22 protein-coding genes and 1 pseudogene are annotated in these 21,554 nt (G+C 61.5%); 10 read left to right on the top strand and 13 right to left on the bottom strand.

Features of this window, described 5'->3' with window-relative positions; genetic code table 11:
• Positions 1–7 precede the first annotated feature (7 nt).
• A complete protein-coding gene (locus tag A3AY_RS34335; RefSeq protein WP_162709228.1) occupies positions 8–607 on the bottom strand; it encodes a 2'-5' RNA ligase family protein in 600 nt (199 codons plus the stop codon).
• 345 nt (positions 608–952) lie between these two features.
• Here A3AY_RS34335 and A3AY_RS0101345 point away from each other — a divergent pair, with 345 nt between their 5' ends.
• Positions 953–1,510 carry a methylated-DNA--[protein]-cysteine S-methyltransferase gene (locus A3AY_RS0101345; RefSeq protein ID WP_018323871.1) on the top strand — a complete coding sequence of 186 codons (558 nt, stop codon included), beginning with the start codon at positions 953–955 and terminating at the stop codon, positions 1,508–1,510.
• Between the two features lie 64 nt (positions 1,511–1,574).
• Here A3AY_RS0101345 and A3AY_RS0101340 read toward each other — a convergent pair whose 3' ends face one another.
• Positions 1,575–3,014, bottom strand: a complete 1,440-nt coding sequence (locus tag A3AY_RS0101340) for a sugar porter family MFS transporter (protein WP_234913013.1) — start codon at positions 3,012–3,014, stop codon at positions 1,575–1,577.
• 259 nt (positions 3,015–3,273) lie between these two features.
• Between A3AY_RS0101340 and A3AY_RS0101335 the strand changes: the two genes are divergently transcribed.
• Entirely contained in the window at positions 3,274–4,311 is a 1,038-nt protein-coding gene (locus A3AY_RS0101335) for a LacI family DNA-binding transcriptional regulator (RefSeq protein ID WP_026203000.1), read from the top strand.
• Positions 4,312–4,331: 20 nt separating this feature from the next.
• Here A3AY_RS0101335 and A3AY_RS0101330 read toward each other — a convergent pair whose 3' ends face one another.
• Both A3AY_RS0101330 and A3AY_RS0101325 read right to left on the bottom strand, forming a co-directional pair.
• On the bottom strand, positions 4,332–5,249 hold the full coding sequence (locus tag A3AY_RS0101330) for an oxidoreductase (RefSeq protein ID WP_018323868.1): 918 nt from the start codon (positions 5,247–5,249) through the stop codon (positions 4,332–4,334).
• A gap of 49 nt (positions 5,250–5,298) precedes the next feature.
• Positions 5,299–5,868 carry a TetR/AcrR family transcriptional regulator gene (locus A3AY_RS0101325; RefSeq protein WP_018323867.1) on the bottom strand — a complete coding sequence of 190 codons (570 nt, stop codon included), beginning with the start codon at positions 5,866–5,868 and terminating at the stop codon, positions 5,299–5,301.
• 94 nt (positions 5,869–5,962) lie between these two features.
• Between A3AY_RS0101325 and A3AY_RS41330 the strand changes: the two genes are divergently transcribed.
• A complete protein-coding gene (locus A3AY_RS41330; protein WP_112864727.1) occupies positions 5,963–6,256 on the top strand; it encodes a DUF2274 domain-containing protein in 294 nt (97 codons plus the stop codon).
• Positions 6,257–6,340: 84 nt separating this feature from the next.
• On the opposite strand, the gene A3AY_RS0101320 is transcribed toward A3AY_RS41330, so the two are convergent.
• Positions 6,341–7,240 carry an AraC family transcriptional regulator gene (locus A3AY_RS0101320; protein WP_026202999.1) on the bottom strand — a complete coding sequence of 300 codons (900 nt, stop codon included), beginning with the start codon at positions 7,238–7,240 and terminating at the stop codon, positions 6,341–6,343.
• Positions 7,241–7,410: 170 nt separating this feature from the next.
• On the opposite strand from A3AY_RS0101320, the gene A3AY_RS0101315 reads away from it, so the two are divergent.
• From A3AY_RS0101315 to A3AY_RS41325, 6 genes are all read left to right on the top strand, one after another.
• A complete protein-coding gene (locus A3AY_RS0101315; RefSeq protein ID WP_026202998.1) occupies positions 7,411–8,085 on the top strand; it encodes a glutathione S-transferase family protein in 675 nt (224 codons plus the stop codon).
• Between the two features lie 31 nt (positions 8,086–8,116).
• Positions 8,117–8,713 carry a cysteine hydrolase family protein gene (locus A3AY_RS0101310; RefSeq protein WP_018323864.1) on the top strand — a complete coding sequence of 199 codons (597 nt, stop codon included), beginning with the start codon at positions 8,117–8,119 and terminating at the stop codon, positions 8,711–8,713.
• Positions 8,714–8,781: 68 nt separating this feature from the next.
• Positions 8,782–9,084 (top strand): putative quinol monooxygenase, encoded by a 303-nt coding sequence (locus A3AY_RS0101305; protein WP_234913012.1) that lies wholly within the window; start codon positions 8,782–8,784, stop codon positions 9,082–9,084.
• Between the two features lie 771 nt (positions 9,085–9,855).
• Positions 9,856–10,608, top strand: coding sequence for an SDR family oxidoreductase (locus tag A3AY_RS0101300; RefSeq protein ID WP_018323862.1), 753 nt, complete (start codon positions 9,856–9,858; stop codon positions 10,606–10,608).
• A gap of 126 nt (positions 10,609–10,734) precedes the next feature.
• Positions 10,735–11,649 (top strand): alpha/beta hydrolase fold domain-containing protein, encoded by a 915-nt coding sequence (locus A3AY_RS0101295; protein ID WP_018323861.1) that lies wholly within the window; start codon positions 10,735–10,737, stop codon positions 11,647–11,649.
• Between the two features lie 211 nt (positions 11,650–11,860).
• Entirely contained in the window at positions 11,861–12,040 is a 180-nt protein-coding gene (locus tag A3AY_RS41325) for a helix-turn-helix domain-containing protein (RefSeq protein ID WP_083925871.1), read from the top strand.
• On the opposite strand, the pseudogene A3AY_RS0101290 reads toward A3AY_RS41325, so the two are convergent.
• The 4 genes and pseudogenes from A3AY_RS0101290 to A3AY_RS0101275 all read right to left on the bottom strand — a co-directional run.
• A pseudogene (locus tag A3AY_RS0101290) lies at positions 11,979–12,362 on the bottom strand (Arm DNA-binding domain-containing protein); the annotation flags it as partial. The gene A3AY_RS41325 and the pseudogene A3AY_RS0101290 overlap by 62 nt on opposite strands.
• A gap of 293 nt (positions 12,363–12,655) precedes the next feature.
• On the bottom strand, positions 12,656–14,218 hold the full coding sequence (gene guaA / locus A3AY_RS0101285) for a glutamine-hydrolyzing GMP synthase (RefSeq protein WP_018323859.1): 1,563 nt from the start codon (positions 14,216–14,218) through the stop codon (positions 12,656–12,658).
• Between the two features lie 108 nt (positions 14,219–14,326).
• The gene (locus A3AY_RS0101280; RefSeq protein WP_018323858.1) at positions 14,327–14,965 is read right to left on the bottom strand and encodes a 5'-methylthioadenosine/S-adenosylhomocysteine nucleosidase; all 639 of its coding nucleotides are present in this window, start codon (positions 14,963–14,965) and stop codon (positions 14,327–14,329) included.
• Positions 14,962–15,348, bottom strand: a complete 387-nt coding sequence (locus A3AY_RS0101275) for a PaaI family thioesterase (RefSeq protein WP_083925883.1) — start codon at positions 15,346–15,348, stop codon at positions 14,962–14,964. Before A3AY_RS0101275 ends, A3AY_RS0101280 begins: the two co-directional genes overlap by 4 nt.
• A 445-nt stretch (positions 15,349–15,793) precedes the next feature.
• Here A3AY_RS0101275 and A3AY_RS0101270 point away from each other — a divergent pair, with 445 nt between their 5' ends.
• The gene (locus tag A3AY_RS0101270; protein WP_018323856.1) at positions 15,794–16,372 is read left to right on the top strand and encodes a GNAT family N-acetyltransferase; all 579 of its coding nucleotides are present in this window, start codon (positions 15,794–15,796) and stop codon (positions 16,370–16,372) included.
• An 11-nt stretch (positions 16,373–16,383) separates the two neighbouring features.
• Here A3AY_RS0101270 and A3AY_RS0101265 read toward each other — a convergent pair whose 3' ends face one another.
• From A3AY_RS0101265 to A3AY_RS0101250, 4 genes are all read right to left on the bottom strand, one after another.
• A complete protein-coding gene (locus A3AY_RS0101265; protein ID WP_018323855.1) occupies positions 16,384–17,487 on the bottom strand; it encodes a DUF1513 domain-containing protein in 1,104 nt (367 codons plus the stop codon).
• A 68-nt stretch (positions 17,488–17,555) separates the two neighbouring features.
• Positions 17,556–18,542, bottom strand: coding sequence for a magnesium transporter CorA family protein (locus tag A3AY_RS0101260; protein WP_018323854.1), 987 nt, complete (start codon positions 18,540–18,542; stop codon positions 17,556–17,558).
• 226 nt (positions 18,543–18,768) lie between these two features.
• A complete protein-coding gene (locus A3AY_RS0101255; RefSeq protein ID WP_018323853.1) occupies positions 18,769–19,899 on the bottom strand; it encodes an imelysin family protein in 1,131 nt (376 codons plus the stop codon).
• Positions 19,899–21,407 carry a di-heme oxidoreductase family protein gene (locus A3AY_RS0101250; RefSeq protein WP_018323852.1) on the bottom strand — a complete coding sequence of 503 codons (1,509 nt, stop codon included), beginning with the start codon at positions 21,405–21,407 and terminating at the stop codon, positions 19,899–19,901. Before A3AY_RS0101250 ends, A3AY_RS0101255 begins: the two co-directional genes overlap by 1 nt.
• Positions 21,408–21,554: the final 147 nt, after the last annotated feature.

Genomic DNA, 21,554 nt, shown 5'->3' with positions numbered 1-21,554 from the left:
GGCCGCCTCAGTCCAGCAGCGGCCAGCGGTCGATAAAGTCGTAGTCGCTCTTGCCGGTGACACTGCGGATGAGAACGAACTCGCGCGCAATCCAGCTGACCGGCTCGACGAGCCTGTGCTCCGCAACAGGCGCCGCATCATCGAGAAGCGTCATGTGCGGCATGAAGCGAGGATTGTAGCTGAAGGTCAGCCCGACAGCCCACATTTCCTTGGCCAGTTGCACATGCAGATCCATGATCTCCTCGCTGCGCACGGCATTGCCAAGCACGACGGCATTGGCGCTGGCGACATGCATGACCCGGTCGAACGTCACCTCGAAGGGCGCCGCCTTGACCGTCGCCATCGCAGCCGACACGGCAAAAGCGATATCATCGGGAAAATCGGCATATTTGCCAACGGCATTCAGCGAGACATGCATGAGATCATGCGGGCGGGAGCCTGTCGACAATCCATGCCGTTGCGATACCGCGCGGCCGATCTCGGCGGCCTTCAACGCCACGTCGCGCTCCGGCACGATCGCCAGAAGCAGATTGCTCTTTCCGGCATCATCGAATTTTCGCGCCTTGCCTCCATTGGCATAGGCAAACGACTTCTGATCACGACGCAAAGCTTCATTCCCGGCTTTTCCAAGCATGGCAGACCTCATCTCTTTTTGAATGACCCGATTATAGCCGAGTCCCGCATGAGATCAAGAACAAAACGGGAACATTGTGAATCTATTCCCATGGAGGCAGGGAATGTCCGATTTTGAGAACCCGTTGAATTCCGAAGGCGGTGGCAGCGGACGATTCCCGGCTCGATGCCCCGCCTTAAGCAAGAAACGGGTGGCATCGAGGGCCAAACTGGGGGAGAATCGGGTTATTCTAAAAGATCATCGCCTCGCTCGTCGGCGCCGGTTTCTCGGATACCCCCACACCCCGGCTCGGCGGGAACGAACTGAAGGAGCTTTGGCATGGCCGCGTCCCAATATCATGTCTTCGAAACCGCTGGCGGCTACTGCGGCATCGCCTGGAACAGCGTCGGCGTCGTGCGCTTCCAGTTGCCGACGCGCAGCGCCGAGGCAACCGAGCGAAATCTCCTGCGCCGCATGCCTGATGCCGAGCGCGCCGCCCCGCCGACGGCGGTAAACGAAGCCATCACCGCTGCGAAACGCTATTTCAACGGCGAAGAGATCGATTTTTCGGACATCCGGCTCGATCTTGAGGGGCAGGACGAATTCTTCAAGCGGGTCTATGCCGCCCTGCGCCGCGTCGGTTGGGGCCATACGACCACCTACGGCACACTGGCCAAGGAGCTCGGGGCCGGTCCGCAAGCCGCCCGCGATGTCGGGCAGGCCATGGCAAGGAACCCGGTGCCGCTCATCATCCCGTGCCATCGGGTGCTCGCCGCCGGCGGCAGGGTCGGCGGTTTTTCCGCCCCCGGCGGCGCAACCGCCAAGGTGCACATGCTGGAACTGGAAGGCGTCCATCTGGCCCCGCCGGAGCCGGCACAACAGTCGCTGGCGCTATGAGTCAAGGTGAGTGCCGGCAACCGGGATGAGGAAACCGCGGCACGGGCCGCGGTTTCCTTGCACGCTATGTGAGGGCCAGGCCGACGGATTCGCCGGCATATTTTGTGCGGACCTCCTCTTCGAACTCCTCCAGGGTCTTGCCCCGCGTTTCCGGCACCATGGTCGCGATGAAGATCAAGGCGAATACCCCCAGAACGGCGAAGATGAAAAACGACGGCGCTATGCCGAGCGCTTGGACGACCGGTGGGAATGCGAACGCTACGACGGCGTTGGCAATCCAGAGCATGAACACGCAGACTCCCATGGCAAAGCTGCGAATCTTCAACGGGAATATCTCCGCCAGCAGCAACCAGACCAGTGGGCCGATCGTGCCTTGCATCGAAAACACGAACCCGACCACGAAGAGCAGGATGGAGTAGGGCTTGAGGGCCACGTCCGGCATCATGAGGGCGGTGAGGCCGATCAGCAGGTGGCAGGTGGTCGTCAAGGCAAAGCCTCCGAGCAACATGACGCGCCTGTCGATCTTGTTCATGACGAGGAGGCCAGTCAAAATTCCCAAAACGCTGAAGAGCCCGTTGAAGGTATTGGCGATGATCGCCCCGCCGCTGGAGAAGCCCGCATCCTGCAGCAGTTGCGTCCCGTAATACATGATCGAGTTGATGCCGGTCAGCTGCTGGAAAATGCCGAGCCCCATGCCGATGAAAAGCAGGCGACGAATCCAGGGTGTGCGAAGATCGGCCCAGCCGCCCAGCCGCTCCTCCTTTTCCTCTTCTGCCAGCCTGCGTACCTCGGCCATCTCCGCCTCGGCCCGCGCCGGGGTGCGGATCTGCTTGAGAACGGCAAGTGCTTCCTTGTCACGGTTCTGCGACGACAGCCAGCGTGGGCTTTCCGGCATGCGCAGCATACCAATCAGCAGCGCAATTGCGGGCAGGACCGCGATGACCAGCATGTAGCGCCACACACTGTCGTGCTCACCCCATATATTGAAGATGATTGCGTTGAAGACGAAAGCCGCAAACTGCCCGGACACGATCATCACTTCGTTTCGGCTGACCAGGCTGCCGCGCCGCTCGTAGGGTGAGACCTCGGCAAGGTAGATCGGCACTGTTGCCGAGGCCCCGCCCACGGCAAGCCCCAGCACGAAGCGGAAGACGCCCAGAACCTGCCAATTGGGCGACAGCGCGCAGCCAAGCGTACCAAGGATGAAGATGACTGACAGCATCAGGATGTTCTGACGCCGCCCGTACTTGTCGGCAAGCTGGCCACCCACAAGGGCGCCGATCGCCGCGCCGAAGATCAGAATGCTGACCACGAAACCTTCCCTGGCGGGAGAAAGTCCCAGATCCGCCTTCATCGGTTCGAGTGCGCCGTTGATCACGCCCGTATCGTAGCCGAACAACAAGCCGCCAAAGGTCGCTATGACGCAAATCAGGGCAAGGCGCGCGGTATGCGGCCCGGGCGTATCCGCCGGCAAGGGCGTGTTAAGTCTCGCAATATGAGTCAATTGAGTTCTCCTCCTGTTGTCAGTCCTCGCCCGCATGATTGGGAGAGGGATGGAAGGTGACACCACTCCTCTGGTGGCGGCTCAACGAAATAAGCATTCCAACCATATAGACATCTGGAACAGATGTTCGTAAAATGTTGATCGTTTTCAATCACTTAAGAGAAATTCTTGCCATTTCCGGCATAAACGTTCTACGGGTATGCATCTCACAGGACAAAATCACCGCGGGAATCACCCGAATTTCAGGATGGACTGCGACATGGGAAAGGACCGAAAGCATCGGCGCGCCAGGCTCGACGACGTGGCGAGGCTTGCAGGTGTGGGCGTTGCAACCGTGGACCGGGTTCTCAACGAACGAGGAAATGTCAGCGTCAAGACGGCCCAGAAGGTCCTAGAAGCGGCCCGAACACTGGAGATCAACCGAATCCTGCCCAGCGCTCATCAAAAGACCGTCCGGATAGAACTGTTGCTGGCGCGCCCGGAAATCCCGCTTATTGCCCGCATGAGCAACGAGTTTCGCAAGCTGCCGGCGCGCATGGATCGTTCAGTCATCATCCAGCAGACCATCCTGACGGACGAAGGGCCCGAAACCATGGCTCAAGCGCTGCGACGGACCCGGTGCGACGCGGTCATCGTCTATACCCAGGAGCACGACGCGATCCATCGCGCGATCGGCTCGATCGCAGCCAAGGGCATACCGACCGTCACCATCATTTCTGATCTGCCGCGGTCGCTACGGCTCGCCTATGCAGGGATCGACCACTACAAAGCCGGGAGGACAGCCGGTTATTTCATCGACGGCATGGTCCGCAGACAGGGCTCTGTCCTCATCCTTTGCAATCATCTCGGCTTCCAGGCCCATGCTGCACGATTGCGCGGTTTCAAGGAGTTTCTCGCCGGCTCTGCGCGCCGCCTTCACATTTCCGAAATTGTGAAGGGCCGCGACGACGACGTCCTCTCAGAACTACTCCTTCGTCCTGCTTTGGCTCGCCACCCGGACACCGTGGCCATCTACAACGTTGGAGGGGGAAACAGAGGCGTAGCGGCGGCCATCAGAAACCTGGCACGCAATGATCGCCCCTTGTTTGTCGGCCATGAACTCACCGACGTAAACCGCGAGTTGCTGAACGCGCGCCTCATGGCGCTGGCGATCGACCAGAACTCGGAAAGACAGGCGCATCTTGCGCTGGAGATGGCACTCGAGCGGGTAGGATTTACCGGAGAGCCGCCAGTCAAGCCGGCCCACCACCCGAGCTTACCCTTCACCGTCTACAGCCCGGAGAACGTTTTGGAATGAGAGTGATCTGGTGCGTGAGGTCAGGCGGCCGGCAAGCCTGGATCGATGCCGGTCATGGCAATGGAGACGTCCCAGAGCCGCTTCGCGAGCGCCGGATCGTCGGCATGCGGCGCGCGCTTTGCTTCTCCGGCTACACCGCGGATTCCGCCGAAGCCGGTGGGACCGTAATAGCCTCCGGGCTTCACATTGCCGGTCGCAGCCAGAAGTGCCGGCCACGCGCCCTTCTCGGCGCTGTTGAGCAGTAGGCCGACAATTGGGCCTACGATCTGGACAAGCCCCATGTGACGGCCAAGACTTGTGGCGGCGACTCCAGGATGGACGCCAATTGCTGTGACGGGCGACTTCGCCGCGCGCAGGCGACGATCCAGTTCGAAGAAGAACAGCGCGTTCGCCAGTTTGCTGCCGCCGTAGCGATCGGTCTTGATATAGCTCTTGTCGGCGTTGAGGTCGTCCCAGTCGATCTTGGCCTTCAAATGCGCGACGCTCGAGGTCACGACCACCCGCGCTCCCGGAGTCTCCGCAAGTTTAGGCAGGAGCAGCGAGGTCAGCGCGAACACGCCGAGATGATTGACCCCGAACTGCGATTCGAACCCCTGCTTCGTGCGCGTCAGCGGCGGGTTCATAATCCCGGCATTGTTGATGAGCGCATCGATCCGTGGCTCCTTCGCGGCGATCTCGGCTGCGGTGCGAACACTGTCGAGGTCACCAAGATCCAGCGGCAACCAGACGAGATCGGCATTCGGCGTGATCCGCTTGATCCGCGCGATGGCATCCTGCGCCCTGGGCTGCTCGCGGCAGCCAAGCAGGACGCGCGCGCCCCTGGCGGCAAGCACCCGCGCGATTTCGAAACCGACGCCGGTATTTGCGCCTGTGACGATGAAGCTTTTTCCTGTCTGTTGTGGGACGTTGGCTTCGGTGAAACCCCTGCGATTAGACATTTTCAATCCTTATCTGTGAGTGCGTACATGCTCATTTATGGGTGAAAACTCAGGCGGCAGACCCCTTCCAGAACAGGTCGAACCCGGCCTGCCGGATGGCGTCACTTTCCTGAGGCTTGGCCGTGACCGCGTTGATGCTGATGTCGGCCAAGTCGAAGAGAATGGTATCGATGTAGAAGGCGATCCTGTGAGGCGCGGCATGGCCGGCGAGACACTCCTCCACCATCGTCCGCGCATCCCGCTGCATGGCGTGACAGCGGTTGCGGCTTTCCGCCGTCACACGATCCGACACCTTCAACTGGCGAAGGGCCTTGCGCGCCGTGGCGTGAGCCAGTCCCCAGTCAATCAGACGGTTCCAAACCGCGAATAGCCGGTCTTTGGCGGAGTCGTCCTCGGGATATGGCGCCAGCATCGTCTCTGTGAGGTCGGTCTCGATCTCCAGAAAGAGCTGGTTGAGCAGATCGTCCTTGGTTGGAAAGTAAGTGAACAGCGTCCCCTCGGAAACGCCAGCAGCCTTTGCGATCTTGGCCGTGGACGCGCCTGTGCCCAGGCTGGCGACGAACTCGGCCGCTGCCCCGAGCAGTGCCTGTCGCTTTTCTTCACTGAGGGGACGCGCCATTTTTCCGCCTATCGATATTGAGCGAGTAGATACTCAATTATCTAGGGGATGGCATAAGATTGGTCAAGCCCCTTAGCGGCGCGAAGGTGCGCCTATGACGCTGCCCCAATGCGACACAGCAAAGAGCCCCACCCGGCGGGCAGTCAGGCTGGCCTCGGCGAAGGCGGCGCTATCGTCGAGCGCTGCGGTTCCTGCCACGCGCCGACATCGACCAGCAGGTTGCGCATTCGCATCAAAGGCGAACAGCCGCCCCGCCAGCTCGGGAAACACCTACGGAGCAAAGCAGGACGTATTCCCGGATAAGCTCGGATGGGCAAAAATCATTCCCATGATCCAGCGCTTCATGGCGACAGATCGGGGCTTTTCCCGGGCGCGGCGTTCAAGTTGATGTACGCGCAAACTAGGTAGCTCACATTGCGGGCAGAATGCGCGACAAGGTGTCAGCGCACGTGGTCTGGCGGCGACGCAACGATCAGTAAATTGCGAGGTTCTCGATCGACTGTCTAAGCCGACGCATGTCGCGAACGGGCGGTGCTCCAAACTGGCGGAGATATTCGCGGCTGAACTGCGAGGCACTTTCATAGCCAACGGCAAATGCTACGTCGGAGGCGCTGTTGTCACCGGCAAGCAGCAACTGCCGCGCCTCCTGCAGACGGATCTGTTTCTGATATTGGATCGGGCTGAGTCCGGTCAGTGCGACAAAGTGGCGGTGCAAGCTGGCGCGGCTCATGCCACTTGCATTGCACAGGTCTTCGATCCGCAACCGAGTGTTATGGTGGTCTCGGATCCACTCAACCGCACGCCGGATCCGGCCAAGCGCTCCTTCGGGCTGAGCAATATGACGCAGCAGGCGTCCCTGCGGTCCCTGCAAGAGACGATAGAGCAATTCACGTTCGGCCATTGGAGCCAAGACGGGGATGTCGCTCGGCGTGTCGAGCAGCGCAAGCAGTCGTAGCAATGTTTCGCGAATTTGGGGCGTCATTGGGTTGATCGCGATACCGCTGCCCGGTGCGTCGGTGTCGCGTATTGGCGGCATGGTGGAAGCAATTTGCGCAAGCAATGCAGGATCGAGAACGAGCGAAACTGCGACATGCGGTCGGCCATGGCCAGCGTCGTAGATTTGGCCGCTCAGTGGCAAGTCCAAAGCGCTGACCAGATACTGCTCAGCACCGTAGCGAAGCAGGTTGTCATGGATAGTTACGTCCTTTGAACCTTGCAAGATGAAGCAAATCATCGAGCGGTATAGGCAGGGCGATGTGCCGGACGTCGTCTGACCTACTCCGATCTCGAGACGGGGGATCGGCGTCACAGTCAACCCCGATCGCGCGTGGCGCAGGGCAAGGTTGAGATGGGGCTGAAGATGATCGGTCATGGTTTTATTATGACACCATTCACCGTCCGAGCAAAGCCCCTTGAGACAATTGGGCAATAGATTGAGAGTATCGGGCGAGCGGGCGGAGCATTCGGGAACTATTTGTCTGATATCGGACCGGCACTGCGGCAGTGGCGCCTGGATTGATCATTTCGACAAAGGGCCAGCCCATGACCGACACAAACCTAACCCTCATAAGCCACCCGCTCTGCCCGTTCGTCCAGCGCGCCGCGATAACGCTGTTGGAAAAGGGAGTGCCGTTCGAGCGTATAAACGTCGACCTGTCAGCCAAGCCTGACTGGTTTCTGGCGCTATCGCCGACCGGCAAGGTCCCGGTGTTGAAGGTGCGACAGCCCAACGGAGAGGATGCGGTTCTCTTCGAGAGCATGGTGCTCTGCGAATATCTGAACGAAACGCAAGACGGTGCCTCGATGTACCCTGAGGATCCTCTCGTCCGCGCTCGGCACCGCGCTTGGATCGAGTTCGCAACCCAGACCATGGCCGACGGTTGGCAGTTCCTCCACGCCGTGGACGCTCCAACCGCTGACGCTCGGCGCACCGCGTTCCGCGACAAGCTGCGCAAACTGGAGGCGGAACTGGGCGAAGGGCCGTATTTTGCTGGCCTCAATTTCGGCATGGTCGATGCTGTCTATGCCCCGCTCTTCCGCTATTTCGGGATCATCGACCCAGCGGCAGCGACCGCGATCTTCGACGGCCTGCCGCGCGTGAACGCGTGGCGTGCGGCGCTTGCCGATCGGTCGAGCGTCAGGAACGCCGTCGTCGATACCTATCCCGAGCTGTTCCGCGACCACCTTCGGCAGCATGGCGCGCTAGTCGCCGCCTGACCCTCAATCAAAGATACTAAGGAATAATATCATGACCGACGCATCCAAGAGCGCACTCATCCTGATTGAATATGTCAACGACTGGCTCTCGCCGACCGGCGGCATTTACCCCTCGTTCCAGGACCGGGAGCAGGCCGACACCGCGATCGCCAATTCGAAGATCATCCTCGCTGAGGCCCGCCGACGCGGTATGCATGTCCTCCACGCCTCGCTGAAGTTCGAGCCGGAATACAAGGTACTGGGCGATGGTAAGTACGGGCTGCGCAGCATGATGCGCACCTATCGCTCGTTTCTGGGCGAGCAGGCCGATTTCTTCCCCGGCTTCGAACCGGCCGCGGGCGAACATGTCGTGCGCGAGCGCGCCGGTGGCAGCAGCGTCTTTGTCGGCACCACGATCGACGGCTATCTGCGCAACAACGGCATCTTCGATATCTATCTTGCCGGCTTCTCGCTGCGCCAGTGCGTCGAATCCTCGATGCGCAGCGCGCACGACCTCGGCTATCACACCAACGTCGTCTGGGATGCCTCGGCGGGCTACACGAAGAAGCAGCAGGAAGATTTCCTCGCCGAAATCGCCCCCTTCTATGCCAACGCCATCACCACGCAGGAGTTCGTCAAGCAGGTGTAGGCGGCTAGCGGCATCCCCGGCACCTCGACAGGGTGCCAAGTATGCCATACCCTTCCAGGTGGGGGCAAATGATGATCGGAATAATGATCGAACTCACTGTTAAGGCGGGCAGCGGCCCAGAGTTCGAGCGCGCCTTCGCCATCCAGGCGGAGGCGGTGCGTGCCAACGAACCGGGTAACAGCCTTTACGCGCTTTTTCGGTCGCGGGAAGCGCCGGACGGCTACACTCTCGTCGAAATCTACGAGGACGAGGATGCCCTCGCCGCGCACCGCAATTCGCCGCACATGGCGGCCAATCGGCCGTTGACCCTGCCGTTCCTAGCCGGGCGGTCCGAGACGCGCGCTTTCGACGTCGTCTCGCACGTCGCCTGACGACCCGAACCGACCGGTCCATCGGACGTGCCCGTCATCGCCCAGGCGGTGGCCATGAGCCATCATTGCAACAGTCGCACCGGGCTGAGCTATGGCATCGCCGCCAACATCCGGTGGCACGCCCTGCCGCGCAGCCTTAGCCTGTTAAGGCCCCCAACCGGTCTGCGGAATGGCACCGAGGCGCTATCCGATCGAAAGCCCTGTCCATTGCGCTGAATGCCATACGCCGGGCCACATGGAAACCGTCCGCCCGACGAGCTATCCCACAGAGGTGAAAGGTGTGCAACATCACCTCCGACCGTGAGATTGGGATCGGAAGTTGGCCAACCGACGAGTTCATGCGCCACCTCCAGACCTGGCACGCCCGCCCTTGCCGCCTCGACGTTCTACGACCTTTGGCCGACAGAGGCGCGCTATGGCACCGCCGAACTGAGGCTCGACAAGGCGCGCGATCCAGCTTCCACGGCTGGAACGGCTTGGGGCTGCAGACTGCCTATGTCTCGCTAGCTAGGCCGCGAACGGTCAATGACCCGGCAGCAATCAACTCATCCAGATGATTCTGCGCTGCTCGATGATCCACTTCATCAACGAGCAGTGCCTGTGTGGTGTGGTTGCCGGGAGCACATTGAGATAATTGGGCAAGATATTGAGCGGATCCGGCGTGCTCGAAGCCTGCGGGGCGCCTATTTACCAGATACCCAACAGGACTTGGCGCGACCATGGCCGACACTTTGGGTCATAGCAATGAATTCAAATATAAGGGCGATACACATGACGCGACTTAATGGAAAGCGCACCCTCATCACCGGCGGCACAACGGGGATCGGCCTCGAAGCCGCCAAACAGTTCCTGAACGAGGGCGCGCGCGTCATCGTAACGGGCAACAACCCTGAGACAATCGCACAGGCCAAGTCGATCCTGGGCTCCGAAGTTCCCGTCATTAAGGCCGACAGCGCGAGCGTCGAAGAGCAGCAGGCGCTCGCCGCTGCGGTGAAGGAGCATTACGGCCAGTTGGACGTCGCCTTCCTCAACGCCGGCATCTCGATCTGGCAGCCAATCGAAGCGTGGACCCCGGAAGTTTTCGACCGGATCTTCGCGATCAACGTGAAGGGGCCGTACTTCCTGATTCAGGCACTGCTGCCCATCTTCGCCAATCCGGCGTCGGTTGTACTCAACACCTCGATCAGCGCGCATGTCGGCGCCGCCACCTCGTCGGTTTACGGAGCGACCAAGGCGGCCTTCCTCAACCTGTCGAAGACGCTGTCCGCGGAACTCCTGCAGCGTGGCATCCGATTCAACGCGGTCAGCCCCGGTCCGATCGACACACCGCTCTACGACAAGCTTGGCGTTCCCGATGCTTATCGCGAGCAGATCAACAAAGACATCATCGCAGGGATCCCGGCCGGCCGCTTCGGCAGCGCGGCGGAAGTCGCCAAGGCGGTGGTTTATCTCGCGTCTGACGATTCGGCTTGGACGGTCGGCAGCGAGATCGTCGTGGACGGCGGCCGTATGCTGAACATGTAAACAAGCCGGCTGCTTTTGCAGTGGCTACGTCCGGCACCGACGGGAGGGCAGTGACCCTGCACACCGCGGTGCCGGCACCTTCCCAAAAAATTCGGTCTCAATTTCAGAACATACGGAGTGGCCGTCATGGCGACGAAACAGCATAAACAGACATCAGTTGACGCGGCAACGATGGTGGCGACGCGCGAATATATGGCCACCCTGCCGAAACTCGCAGTCGTGCCGGAAGCCCGAGGCTGGTACGACGAATTCCTGGCTTTGACCCCGGCGGCGGACAACGTCCGCTTCGAGCCGGGCATGATCGCCGGCGTTTCGGGATGGTGGTGCATTCCTGCCGACGCCCCCGCCGACGCGGCACTGCTCCATCTCCATGGTGGAGGCTACGTCCTTGGCTCAGCTCAGGCATATCGGAACTTCGTCAGCCACCTGGCGCAGAAGGCCCGCGTATCGGCATTCATCCCCGACTACGCGCTTGCTCCCGAAGCACCGTTTCCCGCCGGTCTCGATCAAGCCATCGCCGTCATCGAGGCTCTTCAGAATGAAGGGCGAAAGCATCTCGCAATCTCCGGCGACTCCGCCGGTGGCGGACTCGCACTCGCGGCGGCGCAAGCCACGGGTTCAGCGCTGCGGGGCATCCTCCTTATCTCGCCTTGGACCGACCTGACGCTGACGTCGTCCAGTTTATCGGAGAAGGCCGATGTGGACCCTATCCTGACGCCAGATTCGCTAGCCGGGGCGGTCGCACTCTATGCGGGCACCATCAATGCCGGCAACCCACGCATCTCGCCTCGCTTCGGGATTTTCGCTGGCCTGCCTCCGATCATGGTCCATGTTGGCACCGACGAGATCCTGTTCGATGACGCCAAAGCCATCGACGATGCAGCGGAGCAGGCCGGGGTTCCGATCGCTGTTCACATCTGGGAAGGTATGACGCACTGCTTCCCGTTCAGTCTTGCCAGCCTTGAGGCCGCGCGAGATGCGATTGAACTCTCGGCGGCTTTCGTCCGAAACCAGCTTGGCGGGGGAGCACCCCACCAATAGACGGATCGAAACTCTTAGTGGAGCGGGTTGGTGGGGCCAAAGGCATCCATATTGGGGTCGGGACTGAGCATGTTCTGCTGACTCTCCCCTGATGCGCGGTGATGATTGGCCTCACCCCGACATGAAAATCAAATCGGAACCGTCATGAATTCAGAAGGTGCACCATAAACCTGCGGCTCACTGAGCGCGAGTAGTACAAGGATTCGCGAACATGCCCGATATGTCTCTCGATCTCCGTTACCTGCGGTATGCAATGATCGCGGCTGAATACGGTAGCTTTCGGCGTGTCGCCCAAGTTATTGGCGTTTCACAGTCTACTGTTAGTAGAGCAGCTCCCTTTCGAAGATCGAGCGTCGCATTGCCCGGGTGCTGTCAGCCATCGGCGCGTTGACAAGCCACTTCTCACCGAATTCCCCAAAGCTCTTGGCTTCCTTCAGCCGTCGCTTCTCACGCTGCTTCTCGATCGCGGGTGAGCGTCCCTCGCTGACGGCCCTTCTTGCGTCGATGCAGAGTTCGCGGGCGCGCGCCAGCGAGATGCCATCACGTCCATACTTTCCGAGGTAGACGGTCTCGCGACGCCCGTACAGCCGATAGTCCAGACGAATCGATATCGCGCCGGACGGCATGACGCGCACATACATGCCGTCCCGATCCGCAACTTTATACATTTTACTCTGAGGCTTTAGAGCCTTGATCGCAGCATCTGTCAGCATCTCCGCGCCACCTCCAAAAAGTACCGTCAGGCAGTTTTGGGCGAGTCTTGTCGGAAAATTATCTGCTTTTTCAGCGCCTTATAGCTAAAAAAGTACCGTCAAGAGCCTGTTCTCTCCTGACGGTACTTCTGTTTTCGCTGCTGTTCAATATGAGCAAGGCCCGTCACGCGGGCCGTCGGGGCAGATCTCTATACACCGATAGCACGCGATAGATGCTGACATGATTTTTATTATTTATCAGTGCCTTACGGCGTACTGTGGCGTATTCCCGGATACCCTCGGGTGGGCAAAAATCATTCCCACTCGATCGTGCCCGGCGGCTTGCTGGTCACGTCGTAGACGACGCGGTTGATGCCGCGCACTTCGTTGATGATGCGGGTGGCGGCGCGGCCGAGGAATTCCATGTCGTAGTGATAGAAATCCGCCGTCATGCCATCGACGGAGGTGACGGCGCGCAGCGCGCAGACGAATTCATAGGTGCGTCCGTCGCCCATGACACCGACGGTCTGGACCGGCAGCAGCACCGCGAAGGCCTGCCAGATCGCGTCGTAGAGGCCGGCCTTGCGGATCTCGTCGAGATAGATGGCATCGGCCTCGCGCAGGATTTCAAGCTTTTCGCGGGTGATGCCGCCGGGGCAGCGGATGGCGAGGCCCGGACCTGGGAAGGGATGACGGCCGATGAACGAGTCCGGCAGGCCGAGCTCCTTGCCAAGCACGCGCACTTCGTCCTTGAACAGCTCGCGCAGCGGCTCGACGAGTTGCATGTTCATCCGCGCTGGCAAGCCGCCGACATTGTGATGCGACTTGATGGTGACCGATGGGCCTCCGGTGAAGGAAACGCTTTCGATCACATCCGGATAGAGCGTGCCCTGCGCCAGGAACTCGGCGCCGCCTATCTTCTTGGCCTCTGCCTCGAACACATCGATGAAGAGGCGGCCGATGGTCTTGCGCTTGACCTCCGGATCGCTCTCGCCTTCGAGCGCATTGATGAACAGGTCCGATGCGTCGACGTGCACCAGATGCAGGTTGTAGTGCGCCTTGAACATGGCAACGACGTCGGCTGCCTCGTTCTTGCGCATCAGCCCGTGGTCGACGAGGATGCAGGTCAGCTGGTCGCCGACCGCCTCATGGATCAGGAGTGCGGCGACCGACGAGTCGACGCCGCCGGAAAGGCCGCAGATGACGCGCTTGTCGCCGACCTGCTTGCGGATTTCGGCAATGGCCTTGTCGCGATAGGCGGCCATCGACCAGTCGCCCTTGAGGCCCGCGACCTTGTGAACGAAGTTGGCGAGCAGCTTTGCGCCGTCGGGCGTGTGCACCACTTCCGGATGGAATTGCACGGCGTAGAATTTCTTCGCCTCGTTGGCGATGAAGGCAAACGGCGCGTTCGGCGAGGTCGCGACGACTTCGAAGCCCTCCGGAATGGCGGTGACGCGGTCGCCGTGGCTCATCCAGACCTGGTGACGGGAGCCGACGGTCCAAAGACCATCATAGAGCGCGCAGTCCTTGCCGATTTCGATGAAGGCACGGCCGAATTCGCGGTGATGGCCGGCCTCGACCTTGCCGCCGAGCTGCTCGCACATGGTCTGCTGGCCATAGCAGATGCCGAGAACCGGAAGACCGCTGTCGAACACCACCTGCGGCGCGCGCGGCGAGCCGATATCCAGCGTCGAGGCCGGGCTGCCCGAGAGGATGATCGCCTTGGGGTTCAGCCGCTTGAAGCCCTCGTCGGCGGACTGGAAGGGCACGATCTCGCAATAGACGCCGGTCTCGCGAACGCGCCGCGCGATCAGCTGCGTGACCTGGCTGCCGAAATCGATGATGAGAACGGTATCGGGATGGACTGTCGCTGTCATGACGCGCTTCCGCTGGCTGGGGTCATCTGATGGGGAACTATGGCGAGCCTTTAAATAAAGGCGGCCATAAGCGCAACGATTACATTGCACCCCGACAATTTTGCGCCGTCAGACGGCGATTTCGCCCGTTTCGACGGCTCTTTCCAACGCATCGACGGCGGCCGCGAGCTTCTCGTCGATCACGTGCAGATATTCCGTCCAGTCATCGACATGCTTCAGGTCGGCCTTGCCATCGGAAATGCCCCGCAGCCCGACGAGTGGGATGCCGAAGGACTGGCAGGCTCGCAGGATGGCATAGGTCTCCATCTCGACCATGTCGGCAGCAATCGTCTCATAGGTCGCGCCGGAAACGATATTTGCGCCGGTCGAGAGACTTGCCCGTTTTACGCCGGGAATGCGCAGCGGCAGATCGACGGTGACGGGCAGGTCGAGAAACGGTGTGGCGCCCTTCGTGAAGCCGAGCGGCGACGCGTCCATGTCTCGATAGGCAACCGAGGTCGCCTGATAGACTTCGGTCTGTTCGAGCCGCGCCGAGCCGGCGGAGCCGAGCGAGACGACGAGATCGGGCAGGCTGTCACGCCGATGCAGGTCCGACAGCGTGCGGGTCAGCGTTACCGCCGCCTCGACCGGGCCGACGCCGGTCATCAGCGGTGAAATGCGCTCGCGCAGGTGCACGCCGTATTCCGCATCGACGGCCATGACGTAGAGCAGCGTCTTGCCTGCCACATGCTTCAGTTCGAATGTCATCCTTCAATTCCCTCGCGTCCGCGGATCACCATCATCGTCGCGGTCATCGAGGCGATCAGCTTGGCCGGTCCATCAGCGGAAAGCGCATAACCGCGACCGTCGGAGACGATGATCGTCGTGCCCGGTTTCGTCACCTCGCCGCGGAACAGGAACCGCTCGCCCCTGCCCGGTGACATCAGATTGACCTTGAATTCGATGGTGAGAATGGAGGCGTCGGGATCGATGAGCGAATAGGCGGCATAGGTGCCAGCGGCATCGAGCGCCGCCGAAATGATGCCGGCATGCAGGAAGCCATGCTGCTGCGTCAGTTTCTCGTCGAAGGGAAGCTCGATCTCGACTGTGCCCTGCTCAACCCGCGTCAGCTCGGCGCCGATCGTCGCCATGGCGGCCTGCCTGCCGAAACTGTTGCGGATGCGGTCGCGAAATTCCACCGTGTTCTCTCAATCGTAGCGTTCTCGAGCCGAGAAATCCCGGCGGGCAGACAGTCGCATGGCGCAAAAACAAGGACAAGCTCAATCAAGAAGGAAAATCGATGTGTTGGGCAACCGGGCGAAGGCGATCCGGGCGAGGTGGAGCACGAACAGCAACTCAAGAAAGCGCCGCCATGAAATTCCCTTCCGCGATGTCCATGGTACACGACGCAACGGCAAAGACGCCGTTTCTTGCCCCTCACCCTCTCCCCGCTAGCGGCGAGAGGGGACGTGCCTTGCTCGGCTGAGGAGATCGGCGGAAAACGGGCGCCGCATGTCTCCTTCTCCCTGTCAAAACGGCCCGGCAGGGCGAATGAGGGGCACATAGCCACGACGTCAAACGGCACTGTCATGTCCCATGCGCAATCCCCATATCGACTGCATGGATGAACACAAGCCCTTCCAGATACGCCCTGCCACCGGCGACGACGTCTTCGCGATCGCCGGTGTCCTGGTCGACACCTGGCGCTCGACGTTTCGCGGGCTGCTGGCCGATGCCTTTCTCGATGGCATGTCGCGCGAAGATGAAGCCATACGCCTTGCGCGGCGGATGGGCGTGCCGGGTATCCATTATCTCGTCGCCGTCGAGCCGGTCGGAAGCAACATCATCGGCTTTGCCAATTTCGGCCCGCCGCGCGGCCGTGTTCCAGCGCATATTCATGAACTTTACGCGCTCTATATCCGCAGCGAGCATCAGCGGGCCGGCATCGGCGCTGCCCTGGTGCGGTCGGTGGCGGCCCAATGCGCCGGGCAAGGCGCTAGGTCCCTGTTTGCCTGGGTTCTCGCCGGCAACCCCAACCGGCAGTTTTATGAACGGCTTGGCGCGAAAGTGATTGGAACGAGCGGGGTCGGGGTCGGAGACCGCAGCTACGAGCAGGTCGCCTATCTCTGGGACAATATCGAAGCCTTGCTCCGACGAGCCGATGGTCAATCCTGAACCCGCCGCTTTCAGAGTTTCCGGACCCTGACGATGTGCTGATCCCAGGCGACCTTGCTGTGTGCTTCGCCGAACTGGCCGCTGTAGGATGATGCGACGAAGCCATGCGGGGCGGGGGCGATGCCGGCCGCGTCGGCAAGGCTGTCCTGCCTGACGACCTTGCCCGTCTTCGCGTCCACCGTCACCGCGGTGCCGCCCTTCGGCGAGGTCAGACCCACCAGCCCGTCGCGCCGATTCACCGCAATGGCGCCGACATAGTTGGCCAGCGCCACCGTCGTCTCCTCCGGCAGTTCCAGGAAGCGGATATCCTCCCCGCGTGAGAAGGAGCCGGCAAGCGGCGGCAGGTCGTTGCGCGCGCCTTCATACTGGCAGGCGAACCAGATCCTGCCATCGGCATCGATATCCACATGCCGCGTGGAAAGCTGGCGCAGGTGGTCCGGCATGGCGTGGCGCTCGATCAGCGCGCCCGTTCGCGTGTCCACCAGCGCCAAAGACGGCTCCATGTGATCGAGGTTGAGTTTGGTGCGGCCGAAATCCGGATGTGTTTCGATGCCGCCATTGGCGACGACCAGCATCCGGCCATCCGCTGACAGCGTCATGTCGTGCGGGCCGATGCCAAAGGAGGGAAATTCGCCGATCCGGGCAAAATCGTTCGTGCCGTCATAGATGCCGATCATGCCGCGATTGCCGGAAAAATCGTTCTCCGTCGCGTAGAGCCGCCGCCCATCGGCCGAAAAGCAGCCGTGGCCATAGAAATGCCGGCCCTCGACCGAGGTGACGACGATCGGCCCCTGACTGTTGTCCGGCGCAAAGATCAGCGCGTAGGTGCCGGGCCTGCGGGCAAAGGCGACGGCACGGTTGCTGACCGGTGAATAGGTCATGCCATGGGCGCGCGCCGGCAGGGGCACCCGCTCGAGGATGTCGCCTTCCTCGGTCAGAGTTGCGATCCCATAGGAGCCATCATGCGCCATGAAGGCGGAGGCATAGACGGCCTCAGCTCGTGACAGCGCGAAGGCGGCGCTCGGCGCAAGCGTCACCGCCCAACTCGCGCCCGCCATCGTCAGGAAGGTGCGGCGGCCGATCAAATTCCTGGATTGGCGTTGGATGAAGTTCATGAGAATACGCCGGTTCGAGACGGTGCCGCGCGTTGCGCGACACCCTTATCGCCTATCGGGTTGCCGTTTTAAAGCCAGCCCCGCCGCTTGAAATAGAGGAAGGGCAGATAGGCCGACAGTACCATCATGAACAGCGCCATCGGATAGCCGAACTCGAACTTCAACTCCGGAATGACGTCGAAATTCATGCCGTAGATCGAGGCGACCAGCGTCGGCGGCAGGAAGACGACGGCGGCGACCGAGAAGATCTTGATGATCTGGTTCTGCTCCAGGTTGATCAGCCCGAGCGTCGCATCGAGCAGGAAGTTGATCTTGTTCGACAGAAACAGCGCATGGTCACCGAGCGAGGCCGCATCGCGCTGGATCAGCTTGACCCGCTGGCGGCTTTCCTTGATTGCCCTGCGGATGCCGATCCCGTCGAGCGCCGTGTGATAGGCGACGAGCCGGCCGACACTGACGAGGCTTTCGCGGATGACGCTCAGGAAATCGCCTTTTTGACCGATCTGCTCGATCAGCGACTGGAGGTCGCGGGTCTTCTTCGTGACGCTGGATGTGTTCTTGCGGAACACTTCCCGCGAGATGCCGTCGACTTCGTTGCCGATACGCTCCAGCGCATCGGCCGTACGGTCGATCATGGCTTCCAGAAGCCCCAGCATGGCCAGTTCGCCGCTTTCGCAGGAGACCCCGTTCGGGCGCTGCATGCGCGTGGCATAGAGATGGAACGGCTTCGGATCGGCATGGCGAACGGTTACCAACGTCGCCCCCTTCAGGATGAAGGTGACCGGCACCTTGACCGGATTGTCGCCGTCGAGCTCGGTCGCCGCAGTCATGGTCATGAACTCGGCGCCGTCCTCCTGATAAAGGCGGTCGGAAAGCTCGATCTCCTGCATTTCGTCCCGCGTCGGGATTTCGATGCCGAGATGCTGTTCGACGATGCGGGTCTCGGTCTGGGTGGGATTGAACAGATCGAACCACACGACCGGTGTGGTTTCAGCCAGTTCCGCGGCGTCGAGCAGGGCAAAGTGATTGTTCTGGCTTTTGTAGATGCGCAGCATATCGGGGTTCCATTCTGGCAAGTCTGTCGACCGCCAGCGACCCCCTGCTTTCAGGGCCTGACGGTCGGCAAAATCGAAGCGGTACTTCGACTGTCGGGGTTCATGATCCGTTGATCCTTGTATGGCCGTGTTCGCGGTGGAACACGATTGACGCTTTGCGCCTCTGGACGGTTTTTGTCAACCGCTTTCAAAGGCTTGGCGGGCGATCGAAGCGCTGGTTCGAGGCTCAGTCGCCATCGGCGAAAGAGAAGCCCGCACCAAGCCCGATGGCACCGCCGAAATCGAGATTGAGCCGCTGCAGAACGTCATTTGTGTTCTGCAGGATCCGGTTCAGCCTGACGCGCTGCTCCTCGTCCTCGATCGCCTCATCGATCGGCAGATCGATCTGATCGGCATCGTCGACGATAGCCTGCAGGACATGGTTGATGGCGCGCACCATCGATCGCCTGTCGTCGGGCAGCAGCGCCTGCATGTCGGCCGCGTTGAACAGCGTCTGGAGCGCCGTGAAATTCGCCGAGAGCGCCGGCATGGTATTTCCCGAGCGCCAGTAGATCGCCAGCTTCGGATGTCCCTTGTCCGGCTCGCCCTTGACGATGCCGGCATAGAACGGCCGCAGGCGCTGGTCCCGGATACTTTCGACGCCATGGACGAGGATGCCGAGCAGTTCGGTCGCCGCTTCGTTGCCGTCGCGATAGAGCGGATTGTCGGGACCGGGCGCATTCCAGGCGGACTGGATGCCATCCGGCTTTTCCCATTCGCCATGAAGTTCGGCGGCAATGGACTTCAGGTTGTCGGCGATCGCCGCACCGTAGCGGCAGCGGAACCCGTTCCTCTCCGACGACAGGACCTCCGCGCCGGTTCCGTAAAGCACATATTCCAGCGCGCCGAGACCCTGCGCGGCAACGCTCTTGCCCTTCAGCGTTTCCGCCTTGGTTGCCGTCTCGTCACGTGTCGCCACGATGCGCTGGACCTGCTTCAGGCCGGTGCTCTTGCGATCCGGGAAAAACAGGAAGCGCTCGAAACGGTTGCCCTCGATGACCGGCCCGACGCGGACGATCTCGATCGTCGACCATTGCTGGACGACCTCGTCGAAGGTCATCTGCACGTCGCCGAGCGTTTCTTCGGACGGCTTGTCGCACAGCACATGGGCCGCTTCGGCAAGCGATTGCGTGCCCTCCATCAGGTCGAGGTAACCGGGGCGGATGAAATCGTCGACGGCCTTCTGCATGACGCCCGGCACCGCCTCAAGCTTGAGCCCCGCGCGCGGCGGCATGGCCTCGTCGACATCCTCGGCCATGGCGGGCAGCGACAGGATGGCAAGGCCGAGGCCGAGAAGCAGGGGAAGCCGGTGGCGCATCACAGAGACTCCAGGAATGTCATCAGGGCTTGTCTATCGGCTTTTTCCAGCGCCGCAAACCGGTCGCGGGCTTCTGCCGCTTCGCCGCCGTGCCAGAGGATCGCTTCGGTCAGATTGCGGGCCCGCCCGTCGTGCAGGAAAAACGTGTGGCCGCTCACCGTCCTGGTCAATCCGATACCCCAGAGCGGCGGCGTGCGCCATTCGCTGCCCGACGCTTCGCCCACTTGCTGGCCGTCGGCGAGCCCCTCGCCCATGTCATGCAGCAGGAAATCGGAATAGGGCCAGATCAACTGGAAGGCATGCGCCTTGTTGGCAGCGTCGCGGCGGGTGACGAATTTCGGGACGTGGCAGAAGATGCAGCCGGTCTCATAGAAGACTTTCTTGCCCGCCAGCGTTTCCTTGAAACTCGCCTGGCGCCGCGCCGGAACCGCCAGGTTTTCCGCGTAGAAGGTGATGAGGTCGAGGATAGGATCCGGCGCTTCGGTATCGCCCAGCCTCGACTGCACGCCGTCGGCCATCGCCAGACAGTCGGCCTGCGCCGGGGTGCAATCTCCATGGCTGCGTCTGACGTCCGGCGACGAGATGCCAATGTCCCCCGCAAGAGCATCCGCGCTCTGCTGACGCACGGTGGCGCTTTGCGCCTTCCAGCCGAAGCGGCCGAGGGTCAGCTTGCCGGAGGCGGGATCACGCACCAGCGCCGGTTTGCCGCTGATGCCGTCGCCGTTCTGGTCGTCCGGATCCGCATTGAGGAGGATGTCGGCCGGATGGATCGCCTCGACCAGTCCAAGCCCGCTCATCGCCTGGGTCACGCGCGGCGAAAGCGTGGTCGTTTCATCGAGCGCACCATAAGCAGGCGTGTCGATCGAATAGTGCGGCTTGCGCAGGAAAACCGTTTCGCCGCCCGAGAGCGTGACCGGAGCTTCGGTATAGGCGATCTTCATCTGACCTTCGGCGGGAAGGCCGGGCACCGCACTGTCCTGCAACTGGGCGCCATAGACGGGATCCGGAAAATTCAACACCGCATGCGCCGAAATCGCCGCCCGCTCCGCGTCGGTCTTCGGCGCGCGGGCAAGCCGCAGGAACATCGAGGTCGTGTCCGTCGATCCTTCCGGCGGGTGGCCGCGGCCGTCCTTCAGGTGGCAGGTCTGGCAGGCGCGGGCATTGTAGAGCGGCCCAAGGCCGTCCGAGGCCTGCGTCGAGGAGGGCGACGAGACCCAGAGCTTGCGAAACAGCGCATTGCCGAGCTTGAACGTCCCTTCCTCGGCAAAGGTGATGTTGGCCGAAAATTGCGAAAAACTGTCCTGGTTGACGGATGCGATGGACGTGCCCGCACCACCCGACATGGCTTCGAATTTTTCCGCCCTGGCAAAATCGGTGGCAGGGCGGGTTACGGTTCGGACGCGGAGACGATCGGCCTCGGAGAGATCGCTGCGCGCTTGGGCCGAGAGATAGTGTATCGCAGCGCTTTTCGTTGCCGGGGCCTTACCCCCCTCTGCCCTGCCGGGCATCTCCCCCTCAAGGGGGGAGATCGATGTGGAAACCTCGCGCTCCTGCTCTAATATCCTGGTTTTGTCCCTGGCAGTCTTTGAAATATCGCCTGGCGCAGAGCCAATCTCCCCCCTTGAGGGGGAGATGTCACGCAGTGACAGAGGGGG

This window comes from Rhizobium giardinii bv. giardinii H152, from assembly GCF_000379605.1.
GTDB lineage: Bacteria > Pseudomonadota > Alphaproteobacteria > Rhizobiales > Rhizobiaceae > Pararhizobium > Pararhizobium giardinii.
Note: the sequence above shows the minus strand (reverse complement) of the source record. Positions and strands in the feature narration are given on the sequence as shown.

Bases quoted from the DNA above. Each gene is read 5' to 3' on its own strand.
- A3AY_RS0101325 (WP_018323867.1), bottom strand. From the start codon at position 5,868: ATGGCGCGTCCCCTCAGTGAAGAAAAGCGACAGGCACTGCTCGGGGCA.
- A3AY_RS0101255 (WP_018323853.1), bottom strand. From the start codon at position 19,899: ATGCGCCACCGGCTTCCCCTGCTTCTCGGCCTCGGCCTTGCCATCCTG.
- A3AY_RS0101330 (WP_018323868.1), bottom strand. From the start codon at position 5,249: ATGTCTAATCGCAGGGGTTTCACCGAAGCCAACGTCCCACAACAGACA.
- A3AY_RS0101275 (WP_083925883.1), bottom strand. From the start codon at position 15,348: ATGGCGACGATCGGCGCCGAGCTGACGCGGGTTGAGCAGGGCACAGTC.
- A3AY_RS0101310 (WP_018323864.1), top strand. From the start codon at position 8,117: ATGACCGACGCATCCAAGAGCGCACTCATCCTGATTGAATATGTCAAC.
- A3AY_RS0101295 (WP_018323861.1), top strand. From the start codon at position 10,735: ATGGCGACGAAACAGCATAAACAGACATCAGTTGACGCGGCAACGATG.
- A3AY_RS0101260 (WP_018323854.1), bottom strand. From the start codon at position 18,542: ATGCTGCGCATCTACAAAAGCCAGAACAATCACTTTGCCCTGCTCGAC.
- A3AY_RS0101280 (WP_018323858.1), bottom strand. From the start codon at position 14,965: ATGACATTCGAACTGAAGCATGTGGCAGGCAAGACGCTGCTCTACGTC.
- A3AY_RS0101315 (WP_026202998.1), top strand. From the start codon at position 7,411: ATGACCGACACAAACCTAACCCTCATAAGCCACCCGCTCTGCCCGTTC.
- A3AY_RS0101335 (WP_026203000.1), top strand. From the start codon at position 3,274: ATGGGAAAGGACCGAAAGCATCGGCGCGCCAGGCTCGACGACGTGGCG.
- A3AY_RS0101300 (WP_018323862.1), top strand. From the start codon at position 9,856: ATGACGCGACTTAATGGAAAGCGCACCCTCATCACCGGCGGCACAACG.
- guaA (WP_018323859.1), bottom strand. From the start codon at position 14,218: ATGACAGCGACAGTCCATCCCGATACCGTTCTCATCATCGATTTCGGC.
- A3AY_RS0101320 (WP_026202999.1), bottom strand. From the start codon at position 7,240: ATGACCGATCATCTTCAGCCCCATCTCAACCTTGCCCTGCGCCACGCG.
- A3AY_RS0101265 (WP_018323855.1), bottom strand. From the start codon at position 17,487: ATGAACTTCATCCAACGCCAATCCAGGAATTTGATCGGCCGCCGCACC.
- A3AY_RS0101250 (WP_018323852.1), bottom strand. From the start codon at position 21,407: ATGCCCGGCAGGGCAGAGGGGGGTAAGGCCCCGGCAACGAAAAGCGCT.
- A3AY_RS0101345 (WP_018323871.1), top strand. From the start codon at position 953: ATGGCCGCGTCCCAATATCATGTCTTCGAAACCGCTGGCGGCTACTGC.
- A3AY_RS0101305 (WP_234913012.1), top strand. From the start codon at position 8,782: ATGATGATCGGAATAATGATCGAACTCACTGTTAAGGCGGGCAGCGGC.
- A3AY_RS0101270 (WP_018323856.1), top strand. From the start codon at position 15,794: ATGCGCAATCCCCATATCGACTGCATGGATGAACACAAGCCCTTCCAG.
- A3AY_RS41325 (WP_083925871.1), top strand. From the start codon at position 11,861: ATGCCCGATATGTCTCTCGATCTCCGTTACCTGCGGTATGCAATGATC.
- A3AY_RS41330 (WP_112864727.1), top strand. From the start codon at position 5,963: ATGACGCTGCCCCAATGCGACACAGCAAAGAGCCCCACCCGGCGGGCA.